This window comes from Candidatus Hydrogenedentota bacterium, from assembly GCA_016791475.1.
Classification (GTDB): domain Bacteria; phylum Hydrogenedentota; class Hydrogenedentia; order Hydrogenedentales; family JAEUWI01; genus JAEUWI01.
Window position 1 is genome coordinate 12711 of the sequence record JAEUWI010000082.1, and the last position, 13243, is coordinate 25953.

The following is a 13243-nucleotide window of genomic DNA, read 5'->3' on the forward strand; positions in this document are numbered from 1 at the left end:
ACCCAAACGACCCAAACGACCCAAACGACCCAAACGACCCAAACGACCCAAACGACCCAAACGACCCAAACGACCCAAACGACCCATAAGACCCATAAGACCCATAAGACCCATAAGACCCATAAGACCCATAAGACCCATAAGACCCATAAGACCCATAAGCATTTTCGTCAGCGATCGCTGGCTCGAAAGGAAACTCCAAATGCCCAATTCACTCAGCGGAAAAGTTGCCCTGGTCACCGGTGGATCACGCGGGATCGGCACGGCCATCGCCCACGCCCTTGCGGATCGCGGCGCGGATGTCGCCATCAGTTATTCGGCATCCGCCGACAAGGCCCAGGCCGTCGCGGCGGAGCTGGGTGCCAAGGGCGTCCGGGCCCATGCCTTCCAGGCCGACCAGGCCGATCAGACCCAGGTTGAAAATCTGGTAAAAGCGGTGACCGACCACTTTGGCCGCCTCGACATACTCGTCAACAACGCGGGCGTGTTCACACCCGGCATGATCGGCGCACCCGATACCGACGTGGCGGGTCTCGACCGCCAGCTCGCCATCAACTACAGCGCTGTGGTCACGGCCATCCGCGCCGCCGCGCTGGTCATGGGCGAAGGTGGACGCATCATCACCATTGGGTCGGGTCTGGCGGATCGCGTGGCCTTTCCCGGAATCGCCGACTACTCCGCGACGAAAGCCGCCGTAGTGGGCTATACGCGCGGCGCGGCGCGCGACCTGGGCCCGAAGGGCATCACGGTCAACGTGGTGCAACCCGGATCCACCGCCACGGACATGAACCCGGAAGATGGCCCCGGCTCCGAAGGGCAGAAAGCGCTCATCGCCCTCGGTCGATATGGCCAGCCTGGGGAAGTCGCGGCGGCAGTGGCCTTCCTCGCGAGTCCCGAGGCCTCGTACATCACCGGAACGGTCATCACGGTTGATGGCGGATTTACAGCGTAGCAGGCTCCCGCCACACCAGACTGATCAGATTGGTCGGATCGGTCTGATGGCGCATGCCACCACCTCAGCGACAATCAAGGAACAACCAGGGAGTTTCCTATCATGCCAAAGATCCTCGTTCTCTATTACTCCATGTACGGCCACATCGAAACCATGGCGGGCGCCATCGCCGAAGGCGCGCGCTCCGTGGACGGTGTCGAAGTCACCATCAAGCGCGTGCCCGAAACCCTCTCCGAGGAATCAGCGAAGCGTAATGGTGTGAAACTCGATCAGGCCGCCGAGATCGCAAGCCCCGGCGAACTGGGCGACTACGACGCCATCATCTTTGGCACACCGACGCGTTTCGGTAACATGGCCGCGCAAATGCGCAATTTCCTGGACCAAACCGGCGGGCTGTGGGTCAAGGGCGGGTTGGTCGGCAAGGTCGGCAGCGTCTTCACGAGCACCGGCACGGGTGGCGGCAACGAGTCCACGATCATCAGCTTCGTCACGACCCTGATGCACCACGGCATGGTCTACGTCGGCCTGCCCTATGCCTGTCCCGAGCTTGCCGACATCAGCGAAGTGAAGGGCGGCAGCCCCTGGGGCGCGGCGACCATAGCCGGCGCCGACGGCTCGCGCCAGCCCAGCGAGAAGGAACTTGCTCAGGCCCGATTCCAAGGCAAGCACGTCGCGGGGATCGCGTTGAAGATGAGCAAGTAACGTCGAGTTGAAAGTATTCAGGGACGGCAGGTCTATCATCACCTGCTTTCCCAAATGGCACTTACTTAACGAGAATATACCGTGGCAAATAATGGGCATGTCGGGTGCCACCCACACACGTAGGAGCTTGCGACGGAGTTTGTGGGTGAAGGGACTACACGCGAGCGAAGTTTGTCACCAAGCCAAGTAAGGCAGCCGTCGAGTTGATTTTTATTGCCGGCCAGGCCAAGCCGAAGTCCCTTCACCCACAAGCTGATGGCCGCCTGAGGCGGCCCGCGTGTGGGTGGCGCCCATAGTGTGCTTTTTGTGCTCGAGAACGATTAAGTAAGCGTCATTCCCTGTTGTCCCTGTCGTCCCTGCAATCCGTCGGGGCCTCCCTACTCCCCAATCGTCTCCGCGATTAACGTATAGGCCGCAGCCCGCTGCGCGGGGGGAAAGTCGTGCTCCGCTTCGGGGTAGGCCGCCTGCAACTTGTGCGCGGAACTGAAAAGCTCAAAGACCGGCATCGCCGATTCGACGCAATCCCGCACACCGGACACTTCAAAATTCTCATCGCTTATCGGCGCGTTGATAAACACGGCCCGCGGCGCAATAACACCCAGAATCTCCGTGAAGTCGAAAGGCATCTTCGCGGGATCCTTATTGAATTTCGTCACGATGGACGGCATATAGCCCTTGTGGCTCCAGCCCGTGATGTTGCCCTCGTAATACTTCGGGAATCGGGTGAAGCCGCAACTTGTCACCGCCACCTTGATGCGCGTATCGAAGGCGCTCACGAACAAGGTATTGTGCCCGCCCAGCGAATGACCAATGGCGCCAATACGCTCGGGGTCCACTTCCGGCAGGCTTTGCAAGAGATCCACGCAGCGCATATGATTCCAGATGCCCTTCATCGTCGCGCTCTCATATCCCATGGCGTACACGTCGATCATATAGTCGCCATAACCCGGATAGTCCGGCGCGATAACCACATAGCCACGCTCCGCCAATTCCTGACCATAATTGCGGTTGAGCGCACCGCTCTTGCCGACCGGCTCTTCTTTGCCCAGTTGATAGGTCTGGTGCAGTGCCAGAATCGCCGGAGCCTTACCCGAAAGATTCTTTGGTATAAGCAGGTATGCGGGCGCACGATCACCGGGCTCGGAGAGGTAGGTTATCTTCTTCTGCGTATACAACGGAAACTCCACTTCCCCCACCACCTCCACCGCAAGATCGCCCCGCTCGTGATTCGGAAAGGGCCCCATGACCTTTTGCATATTCTCCAGCACATGGCCCCGGCGAATGTTCCAATCGGGGATAGCCTTCACCGCCTGCGCGGCGCCCGACGGATCGATGTACTGCATGATGTCGAGCTTGTCGTGATAGAAGGGTGCCTCGCCCGCAAAAACGGTGGGGGTGACACAGGCCGACAGGGCCACTAAAAATATGGAAAAGCGCATCGAGAACTCCTTCGGGCGTTCAGGGAAACGGCGTCAGCCAGCGAAAGCATGATAGTGCGGGTGCGCGGCGGATGCAACCGGACCGATCAAACCGATCAGATCCGTCTGATTGGTCTAATCCGTCCGATCCGGCTTCCCGCCAGCCTGGCTTCCCCATTTGACTTTTAAATGATAATGCGCTATCATAAGCAAAAATGCCCGAGCCTAAAATCACAGCGCCTCGCACATTGCGGCCCCGGAACCCCCATCATGAGCACTATTCCCGCCAAGGGACATATCGATAAGATCGCCATCGGACTATCCGCCCTGTGCGCGGTGCACTGCCTCATTCTGCCCCTTATCGCGGGTTTGCTGCCCGCCCTCGCGGCGCTCACCGGCAGCCACGTCCATTTTCACACGCTCATGCTCGTGGCTGTGCTCCCGCTTAGCAGCTTCGCGCTGGGGGCGGGATGGTTGCGCCACCGGGACGCCGCCGTGCTGGCGCTGGGCCTGACCGGACTCATCCTCATTGTGGTGGCGGCCACGGTGGGTCACGATCTTCCGTCGGAAGCCGCCGAACGCTGGACTACCGTCGCGGGCTCACTTCTCCTGGCCCTGGCGCACCTGCGCAACTATCGCCAGTGCAGGCCTTCGGACGGCTGCCACAAGGGCCCCTGCCAGTCCCGTTGCTGAAGCCGACACGTTGCGCGCACCCTCCCGATCTTGTACGCTGAGTTCTTTCGTATGATAGGGAAGGAAACTCAGCCTCATGATCCACAAACGTTTCATCGGTACCGACGTCGCGCAATTGGCCTTCTGGGATGTACAGCACACCCGCGCCGGCACGGAAGAGACGGAGCTTCAGGCGATTGATGACCTGTGGAAAGCGGACGCCTGGGGAGGGCGTGTGTTCTTTATCAACACGGGAAGGGACGGTGGCTGGGACGTTCATTTTTACGTGGACGAAGCGGTTCCCGACGATGTGCTGGCATTCTACAAGACCCTGAACCGCCGCTTCCTGCTCCGATGCCCTTCGGGTCGCCTCATCGCGGACGGGGCCGAGTTCTACATGGCAAGCGCCGAGGAAACTCCCGGCTCCGAGGAAGCCATCCAAATCCCGTCGGGGGACTATGAGCTGCAGCTTCACGAACTCTGCGCCGCCGACCTGGACGATCCCGCCTATCTGACATCCGTCGTTGCCAAAGAGGATCTTGACTACTACTACAGCAAGAATCCGGGATTTGGCTGGGGCTGCGTCGGCCTGATTGCCGGCGCGCTGCTTGGCGTGCTTACCCATTGGTCCTGGGGACTGCTCGTCGCGATAGTGACGATCGGCATAACGGCGATGACGCGTTGGCGGCGGAAGACCGATACGCGATTCATTGAAATCGAAAAACGTCTCGACGAAGATAGAAATCGCTACGCCTTTTTTATCTGTTCCCTCCGACGCATTGAGGGAGACGCCGACCTGCGAGGCGGCTGGTATAACTTTGCCTGACTCAGGGACAGCGTCGCCGAGTGATCCGAGTGTGTTTCAATCGCTTCGCGTCAAATAAATCGCTGTATGAAGCGAGGTTCACGACGACTGGCGGGGCTATCCCGTCGTTCGAGGAGCTAACCGTGGTCTACAACTCCACTTCGGTCAGACGACTTGTTGCCTGTTGACTTGTCTGTGAAGACGTCCAGTCAACTCCCCGCACGACGGGACAGCCTTTTCTTTCCCGAACTCCCGTCACCGGCGGTCATTCTGCGACTACTCCCATTCTGTAAGTGCTATTCGAGACAGCCCCGCCGGTTGACGCGTACTTCGCGCCGTTGGGTTTATGTGGTTGACCTCCAGTGGAAATCGCCGTTCCCGATTATGGGGCGACGCTGTCCCTCGGCTTCATTACAAAGCGCAGTTCGCCGCCATTTGCGATTTCGTCGTGAACGAAATAGCTGCGCTCCAGGACTTTGCCGTTGAGCGAGACGCTATCGACGTAGAGATTCTCCGGCGCATAGTTGTCGGCGATCACCGTCAAGGTCTTGCCCTCGCCCAGATCCATGACGGCCTTTTCGAACAACGGCGCGCCGATCTCGTAGCGCGTGGTGCCTGCGATGGGATAAAAGCCCAGCGCGCTGAAGACATACCACGCGGAGAGCGTGCCGCCATCGTCGTTTCCATCGAGGCCCGCGTAGTGGTCGGCATATTTGGTATCGAGGATGTGGCGTACCCACTTCTGTGTTAGATCGGGACGGCCTGCCGCGTTGAACAAGTAGGCCGCATGGAAATAGGGCTCGTTTCCGTGCCAGTAGTGTGATCCCGGATGCCAATGGCCCACCTGCTCGCGAGACTGCCCGAAGTAGTCTTCCAACTCCGCAACGAACTGCTCCCGGCTGGGAAAGAGCGACACCAATCCTTCGCCGTCAAAAGGCACGCCCCAGCGCCACATCATGGCGCTGCCCTCCACGAAGTCATCCGTGAACTCACGGCCGGAATCGGTATAGCTCAACACCAGCGGATCGAACTTGTCCGTGAAGTTGCCGGCCGCATCACGCGGGACAAAGAACAGCCGCTTCGGATCCCACACGTTGCGATAGGACTGGGCGTGTTTCGCAAATAGGGCCGCGTCGTCCGCCCTGCCCAGGTCCGCCGCCAGCAACGACAGGGCGTGGTCACACCAGGAATACTCCAAGGTGGCCGACACGGCGTCGGACATAGTGTCGGAAGGGCAATATCCATGTTGGAGATAGCCTTCCAGTCCCTCGCGCCCCGCGAAGCGGGTTCCCTCGGGCTTGCCGGTGAGGGCGGTCTGGCGCATCATGCCGTAGGCCGCTTCGATGTCGAAGTCGCGCACGCCTTTCAGCCACGCCTCGGACACCGCCACATCCGCCGGTGTGCCGAACATGCAGTTGGTATAGCCCGCGCCCGAGGGCCAGCGGGGCAGACAGCCGCCCGCCTTGCCCATTTCGACGAGCGACACCATCATGTCGCGCTGCTCCTTGCGCGCAATCAGGTTGTAAAGCGGATGGACCGTGCGGAAAGAATCCCACAGGGAAAAATCCGTGTAGTACGTGGTTCCGGGGGCTGTTGTGTGCACGGCGCGGTCAAATCCGGTGTACTCGCCGTTCACGTCATTGAAGGTTGTCGGCATCTGCATCGTACGGTAGAGTGCGGTCGTGAAGATACGCCGTTGGGCGTCGCTCCCGCCCTCTATCTGGATTCGTGAGAGATACCCCTCCCACTGATCGCGGGCCTGGGCGTAGAGGTCTTCGAAGGTCTTCCCCGCCGATTCCGCCTCCAGATTCGCGCGCGCGTTTGCAATACTCACGTAAGACAGCGCCAGGCGCACTTCCACCGTCTGCCTTTCGGACGAGGGCGAAAAGGCAAACGTGGCCCCGATGGAATCGCCACTTGCCGATACGCTGCTGGTGCTGAAAATGTTGCCGTTCCAGGTACCGTGGCTCGCAATGGGCTGGTCGAACTTCGCGACGAAGTACACGTCGAGTCCATCGTAGCGGCCGGAAAACGAGCCGTGAATTCTAATACTCCCCTCCAACTCCCGCTCATCGGGCCGGATAGTCACCGTTCCCTTCTCGCTCCGTTTGTCGCCGATAACGCTGCTTACGTCAATCGCCAGATGGGGCATACTCCCTTCGGGGAAGGTGTAGCGGTGCACCCCGACGCGCGTCGTGGCTGTCAACTCGACGAGTATCTCCTCTTCTGGAAGTCGCACGGCGTAATAGCCGGGAAAGGCCTTTTCTTCCGCGTGCGAGAATTTCGCATAGCGCTTTTCATCGGGCGCGACGCCGCCCAGCAGCGTGGTGGAGGGAAACAATCGAAACACACCGCCCTCCTGGGCATCCGCACCAAGCAGGCGCGTGTGGCTGAAGCCGATGATCTTGTTGTCGCCGTAGAAGTAACCCGAACGATTGAAGGCCTCCTCGTTGATCAGCAGCGACGCCGTGTCCGGCGCAAGCCGCACCATGCCGAAAGGAACCGTGGCCGCGGGGGAATCGTGGCCGCACATCCACGAATAGCCGCCCGTGGCAATGAAGGGGTCGACACTCTCGCCCAGATTTCCCGGTGTGACGGCGGTTTCCAGCACGCCGGGCTTTGGGCTCACGATAGAGCGGTAGGCACCCCAAACGCCCAGCAAGGCCAGCACCGGAATGGCCAGAATCACCAGCGCCACGATAAGCACCCACTTGAGTATTCGCTTGAATCGTTTCATGGGGCTCCTGTGGGGTTGGCGGGCACTTCGCTATAGTTTACAGGACCGATAGGACGGATACGACCGATTCCATCCGTCCTATCGGTCCTATCCGTCCTACAAAAAAGAGCGCCGGGCAATCCCGGCGCTCTCTGGGTCATTCTGCTTGCGTAGGGCGGCTTACTCTTCGCCGCTCTCTTCTATAACGTCGTCCGGCGTGGAATCGTCTACGTCGCTATCGCCTTCCGCGCCGGCGGTGGCGTCGTCGTCGCTCTCTTCGGGCACGGCCTTGGCCACGGCGCTGACGCGGGCACCTTCCTGCGGGCGCATCACCATCACACCCTGGGTATTGCGGCCTATGGTGCGGATATCCTTCACCGAGGTCCGGATCACGATGCCGTCGGTGGCCACCAGCACCAGCTCGTCGTTATCGTCCACGGTCATCATGCTGACCACGTTGCCGTTGCGCTCCGAGGTCTTGATGTTGATGATGCCGGAGCCGCCGCGGTGCTGCAGGCGATACTCGCCCACCTGCGTCCGCTTGCCGTAGCCGTTTTCCGTCACGCTGAGCACCGTGCGATCATCCTGTGCGAGGGACATGCCCACCACGTAGTCGCCCTCATCCAGACGGATGCCGATGACGCCGCGGGCCGTGCGGCCCATTGGGCGCGCGTCGGTTTCCGGGAAACGGATGGCCATGCCCTTGTACGTGGCGATGAGCACGTTGTCGTTGCCGGAGGTAAGCTGCACGTCCATCAGCTCGTCGCCTTTGTCGATTTCGAGGGCGATGATGCCGGTGGTGCGGGGGTTGCTGTAGGCTTTCAATGCCGTCTTCTTCACCGTGCCCTTCTTGGTCACCATGAAGACGAACTTGTCTTCCTCGTGCAGATCGCGAACCGGCAGGAAGGCCGTCACGGTCTCGTCGCCCGCGAGGCTCAGCAGGTTCACCATGGCGCGACCCCGCGCGGTACGGCTCATTTTCGGCAGCTCGTGAACCTTGCGCCAGTAGACCCGACCCAAGTTGGTGAAGAAGAGCATGTACTGGTGGGCCGATGCGATGAAGAGGTCCTTTACGAAATCTTCATCTTTCGTGTCCATACCGGAAACACCCCGGCCGCCGCGCTTCTGCTTGCGGTAGGTGCTCACGGGAAGGCGCTTGATATAGCCTTCGTTGGAAACGGTCACCACCATGTTTTCGTCGGCGATGAGATCCTCGACGTTGAATTCGCCCTCTTCATCGAGGATGTCGGTGCGGCGCTCGTCACCGTGCTTCTCGCGGACGGCGATGATCTCTTCGCGAACCACGGCGAGAATGTTCTTCTGGCTGGAGAGAATGGTCGTCAGGCGTTCGATCTCTTTCAGCAGTTCTGCATACTCGTTCTGGAGCTCTTCACGCTCCAGCCCGGTAAGCTGACGCAAACGCATGGCCAGAATGGCATTCGCCTGGATGATGGAGAAACCGAAGGCGGCGATCAATTTGTCGCGGGCGTCATCCCGATCGGCCGAAGCGCGGATTATCTTGATAATCTCGTCGATGTGGTCGATGGCCTTGAGCAAGCCTTCGAGGATGTGGGCGCGGGCCTCCGCCTTGTCCAACAGGAAGCGGGTGCGGCGTTCTACAATCTCGGCGCGATGCTCCACGTAGTAGTGGATCAATTCGGCGAGATTAAGTACCTTGGGCTGGTTGTTCACCAGCGCCAGGAAGATAATGCTGGCCGTAGCCTGCAACTGCGTGTTCTTGTAGAGCTGGTTAAGCACCACTTCGGGCTCTTCGCCGCGACGCAGTTCGATGACCACACGCATACCGTCCTTGTCGGACTCGTCGCGGAGGTCGGTGATACCTTCGATGGTCTTGCTGCGCACCAGATCGGCAATCGACTCGATGAGCCGAAGCTTGTTCACCTGGTACGGGATTTCCTGGATGATGATACTCTGCTTGCCCTGACCGCCGTCCTTCTTCGTCTCCACCGCCACGCGGCCCCGCACCTTGAGACGACCCCGGCCCGTGCGGTAGGCATCCTTGATGCCCTTGCGCCCGAGGATCACGCCGCCCGTGGGGAAATCGGGTCCCGTGATGTACTTCATCAGGTCGTTGGGCGTTGCTTTGGGGTTGTCAATAAAGTGAACGATGGCGTTGCACACTTCGGTGATGTTGTGGGGCGGGCAGCTCGTGGCCATACCGACGGCGATACCATAGGAACCGTTCACCAGCAGGTTCGGAAATGCCGAGGGAAGTACCGTCGGCTCCTTGAGGCGCTGGTCGAAGTTTTCCTGAAGGTCCACCGTTTCTTTATCAAGGTCCGCCATCATGTCGGCGGTGATGGATTCCATGCGCGCTTCGGTGTACCGGTAGGCCGCCGCGTTGTCGCCGTCGATGGAGCCGAAGTTACCCTGGCTGTCCACCAGCGGGTAGCGCATGTTCCATTCCTGGGCCATGCGGACCAGCGCATCGTACACCGACGCGTCGCCGTGAGGGTGATAGTTACCCAGGGTCTCACCGACGATGGAGGCGCATTTGCGGAAAGACCGGCCTTTTACCAGCCCCAGCTCCTGCATCACATAGAGGATGCGGCGGTGCACCGGCTTCAGCCCATCGCGCACATCCGGCAGCGCGCGACTCACAATCACGCTCATGGAGTAGTCCATGAACGAATTCTTCATTTCTTGCTCGATGGCTATCGGCTTGATGTCGTCTCTGGCCATTTTTCGTCCTTGCGGGTATTTATCTAAGTCCAGCCGTAGAGCCGGTCAGCGTGATTTCTAGTGCGTCACTCCACTGGAGGCGTTGAGTCGGTCTCGGTTCATCCGCTCCTCGATTACAGGAAGCAGCGTATGGTATTCCTCATCGGTGCAGATGTGGCGGATGTAGGCCAATTTCACCTCATCCTCCAAAAAACCGGGGTTCTGACTTCGTACCTTCGCCAATGTGTCGAGGCGCAATTCCTCCGACAGGCGAAACGCCTCCCGTGCGCGTTGCGCTGGCGTCATTTGCGCTTTGGTTTCCCAGTAATATCCTGATGCATCAGGCGTCGTATCGAGCATGAAACCCATGGCAAGGCCCTCAGTTTGATCGCGAAACACGTTCGAAAGTATTTTGAAACTCTCGGGAAAAATTCGCGTCTATGCGCGGTTCAAATTCTTCAACGCCCTAAGCAGTTACTCGGTGTTTGTCGATGCGGAGCTTCGGGGACTGCATTCCCAAGCAGAGCTTGGGAACGAGTGAAGCGCCCATCGCTTCTGTTCAAATTTGCGTTAATTTGCGAAAAATTGCGGTTCCGCTCTTCAAACACCGCAGCCGCGCTAAATATCCAGGTTCTGCACTTCCGGCGCGTGTTTCTCGATAAATTCTTTGCGCGGCTCCACCAGATCGCCCATCAGCGTGACGAACATCTCGCTTGCCGTGGCTTCGTCCTCCGCCATCACCTTGAGCAGCGTGCGGTTCTCTGGATCCATCGTGGTCTCCAGCAACTGCTCCGCGTTCATTTCGCCCAGACCTTTGTAGCGCTGGATGTGCATGCCTTTGCTGCCGATCTCTTTGAGGCGGTTGTAGAGATCCAGGAGATCGTCCGTCTGGAAGGTGTCGGAACTTTCGCTGCCCTTATTGGGCTCCACGGTGAAGGGCGCTTCGCCCACCGCTTTGAGGGGCTCCATGTGGGTGAGCATCGCGGAGAATTCGTGACTCTTCATGAAAGCCAGGTCGATCTGACCGGCCTGGCGCACACGCTTGCTCTTGCCGTTGACCAGATCTTCGGGCATCCCCTCCAGCTCCGCCTGCTCTTCCGCCATGTTTACGATCTGGGCATTGGGGCCAAAAATTTCGGCGAGTTGCGCAGCGGAAAGCTGGCTGGCGTCGTGCAGCAGTTCCCGGGGCAGTTCCATGCACTTATACACGGCGGCTTCGTCAACACCGTAGACCCGGTGAAGGCGTGCCAGCATCTTGCGCCGATCCTGCGCCGCGCGGAAGGCCCGCAGGAGCACCTTGCTCTGCACGCCCTTTCCGTTGGAGGTGGAACTGGAAACCTTCACCGTATCGAGCACGCCGTCAAAAATAAACTGTTCGAACTCGGCTTCCGTACTCACATATTGAGCCTTTTTGCCCTTGCGGATCTGGTACAGCGGCGGCTGGGCAATGTAGAGGTGCCCGCGGCGAATCAGGTCCGGCATCTGGCGGAAAAAGAACGTGAGGAGCAGCGTGCGAATGTGCGCGCCGTCCACGTCCGCATCGGTCATGATAATGATCTTGTGGTAGCGCAGCTTGCTGATGTCGAAATCCGTATCGCCGAAGCCCGTGCCGAGCGCCGTAATCAGCGAGCGAATTTCGTTGTTGCTCAGCATCTTGTCGATGCGCGCCTTCTCCACGTTCAGCACCTTACCGCGCAGCGGAAGGATGGCCTGGAAGCGCCGGTCCCGGCCCTGCTTGGCCGAACCACCGGCCGAGTCACCCTCGACGATAAAGATTTCGCAGAGCGCCGGATCTTTTTCCGAACAATCGGCCAACTTGGCCGCCTGGCCGATGGAGTCCAGTGCGCCCTTGCGCCGGGTCAGGTCGCGGGCCTTGCGGGCCGCCTCCCGCGCGCGCGCCGCCTCCAGCGTCTTGTTGATAATCCGGTTGGCGGTGGTGGGGTTCTCTTCAAAGTGGGTCTGGAGCCCTTCATACACCAGCGAATTCACGATACCCTGGATTTCGCTGTTGCCCAGCTTCGTCTTGGTCTGGCCTTCAAACTGGGGATCGTGCAGGCGCACGGAAATAATCGCCGTGAGGCCTTCCCGCGCGTCGTCGCCCGAGAGGGCCGCCATCTGCTTTTTCAGCAGGTTGTTCTTCTTGGCGTAGTCGTTCAGGCTCTTGGTAAGCGCCGCGCGGAAACCGCTCAGGTGCGTGCCGCCCTCGTGGGTGTTGATGTTGTTCGCGAAGGTCGAAAGCGTCTCGGTGTACACCGTCGTGTACTGCATGGCCACTTCCACCTCAACGCCATCTTTGGCCAGTTCCAGGTAGATGGGCTTGCGGTGCAGCGGCTCTTTGTTCCGGTTGATATACGCCACATACTCGACAATACCGCCCTTGTACTGCATCACTTCCGGTTCGTCGACCGTGCGCTCGTCTTCGAAGACAATCTTGATGCCCTTGTTCAGGAAGGCCAACTCGCGGAGGCGGCTGCGGAGGATTTCCGCGTTGTACTCGGAAACCTCAAAGATCTCGGTATCGGGCATGAAGGTAATCTTGGTGCCCGTCGTCTTGGCCTTGCCCTTGGTCTCCAGCTTGCCCTTGGGCTTGCCGCGCTCGAAGGTCATGCCGTAGACGTTCCCATCGCGCTTCACCTCCACCTCCAGCCAGGCCGAAAGCGCATTCACGCAACTCACACCCACGCCGTGCAGACCGCCCGAAACCTTGTAGGATTCGTTGTCGAACTTGCCGCCGGCGTGGAGCACCGTGAGTACCACTTCCAGCGCCGTTTTGCCCTTGAACTTCGGGTGCAGGTCCACGGGGATACCACGACCGTTGTCGACGACCGTGATGGAATTATCGATATGAATCGAGACATTGATCTGGTTACAGTAGCCCGCCAGCGCCTCGTCGACGCTGTTGTCCACCACTTCGTAGACCAGATGATGGAGGCCCCGTGTGCTCGTATCGCCGATATACATACCGGGACGTTTCCGGACGGCCTCCAGACCCTCCAGAACTTGAATCGAACTTCCATCGTAACTGTCTTTAGCCATTATACTTACCTCGACTCATGGTGCCCCCCGGATAGATGGTGTTTGGAATACGCGTCATTATAGCAAAAATGGCCGGCTAAAACCAAGTTAAACGCAATATTCAGCGGGATTTAAGGGGGTATCCACCGCCCGTTGTGGCGGGCACGCAAGCGCGGAATTCCCGCCCGTGAGGCGAGTAACTAACCCGGAAATTTCACGGCCCCATGAAATAGTTGGGCCGCTCAGGGTGTTAAATAGTTAAGGAACAACAACTTAACAAC

General features: G+C 59.4%; 10 protein-coding genes. 4 read left to right on the forward strand and 6 right to left on the reverse strand.

All coding sequences use genetic code 11. The annotated features are described in order from the left end of the window. Positions 1-211 (reverse strand): hypothetical protein (locus tag JNK74_26450; GenBank protein MBL7649732.1); only part of this gene is annotated, 211 nt, incomplete at its 3' end. On the opposite strand from JNK74_26450, the gene JNK74_26455 reads away from it, so the two are divergent. Next, on the forward strand, positions 203-952 hold the full coding sequence (locus JNK74_26455) for a 3-oxoacyl-ACP reductase FabG (GenBank protein MBL7649733.1): 750 nt from the start codon (positions 203-205) through the stop codon (positions 950-952). The two genes, JNK74_26450 and JNK74_26455, sit on opposite strands and share 9 nt — an antisense overlap. Before the next feature lie 102 nt (positions 953-1054). After that, positions 1055-1654 carry an NAD(P)H:quinone oxidoreductase gene (gene wrbA, locus JNK74_26460; protein MBL7649734.1) on the forward strand — a complete coding sequence of 200 codons (600 nt, stop codon included), beginning with the start codon at positions 1055-1057 and terminating at the stop codon, positions 1652-1654. Positions 1655-2031: 377 nt separating this feature from the next. Here wrbA and JNK74_26465 read toward each other — a convergent pair whose 3' ends face one another. Further along, a complete protein-coding gene (locus JNK74_26465; protein MBL7649735.1) occupies positions 2032-2997 on the reverse strand; it encodes an alpha/beta fold hydrolase in 966 nt (321 codons plus the stop codon). A gap of 345 nt (positions 2998-3342) precedes the next feature. Between JNK74_26465 and JNK74_26470 the strand changes: the two genes are divergently transcribed. Together JNK74_26470 and JNK74_26475 are read left to right on the forward strand one after the other, a co-directional pair. Continuing rightward, positions 3343-3765, forward strand: a complete 423-nt coding sequence (locus JNK74_26470) for a MerC domain-containing protein (GenBank protein ID MBL7649736.1) — start codon at positions 3343-3345, stop codon at positions 3763-3765. A gap of 76 nt (positions 3766-3841) precedes the next feature. Further along, entirely contained in the window at positions 3842-4570 is a 729-nt protein-coding gene (locus JNK74_26475) for a hypothetical protein (protein MBL7649737.1), read from the forward strand. A 361-nt stretch (positions 4571-4931) separates the two neighbouring features. Here JNK74_26475 and JNK74_26480 read toward each other — a convergent pair whose 3' ends face one another. The 4 genes from JNK74_26480 to gyrB form a co-directional block, all read right to left on the reverse strand. Next, on the reverse strand, positions 4932-7286 hold the full coding sequence (locus JNK74_26480; protein ID MBL7649738.1) for a GH92 family glycosyl hydrolase: 2355 nt from the start codon (positions 7284-7286) through the stop codon (positions 4932-4934). 159 nt (positions 7287-7445) lie between these two features. After that, on the reverse strand, positions 7446-9968 hold the full coding sequence (gene gyrA / locus JNK74_26485; GenBank protein ID MBL7649739.1) for a DNA gyrase subunit A: 2523 nt from the start codon (positions 9966-9968) through the stop codon (positions 7446-7448). A 57-nt stretch (positions 9969-10025) separates the two neighbouring features. Next, positions 10026-10316: a hypothetical protein gene (locus tag JNK74_26490; GenBank protein MBL7649740.1), complete on the reverse strand. Its 291-nt coding sequence runs from the start codon at positions 10314-10316 to the stop codon at positions 10026-10028. Between the two features lie 249 nt (positions 10317-10565). Continuing rightward, positions 10566-12983, reverse strand: a complete 2418-nt coding sequence (gene gyrB / locus JNK74_26495) for a DNA topoisomerase (ATP-hydrolyzing) subunit B (GenBank protein ID MBL7649741.1) — start codon at positions 12981-12983, stop codon at positions 10566-10568. Positions 12984-13243: the final 260 nt, after the last annotated feature.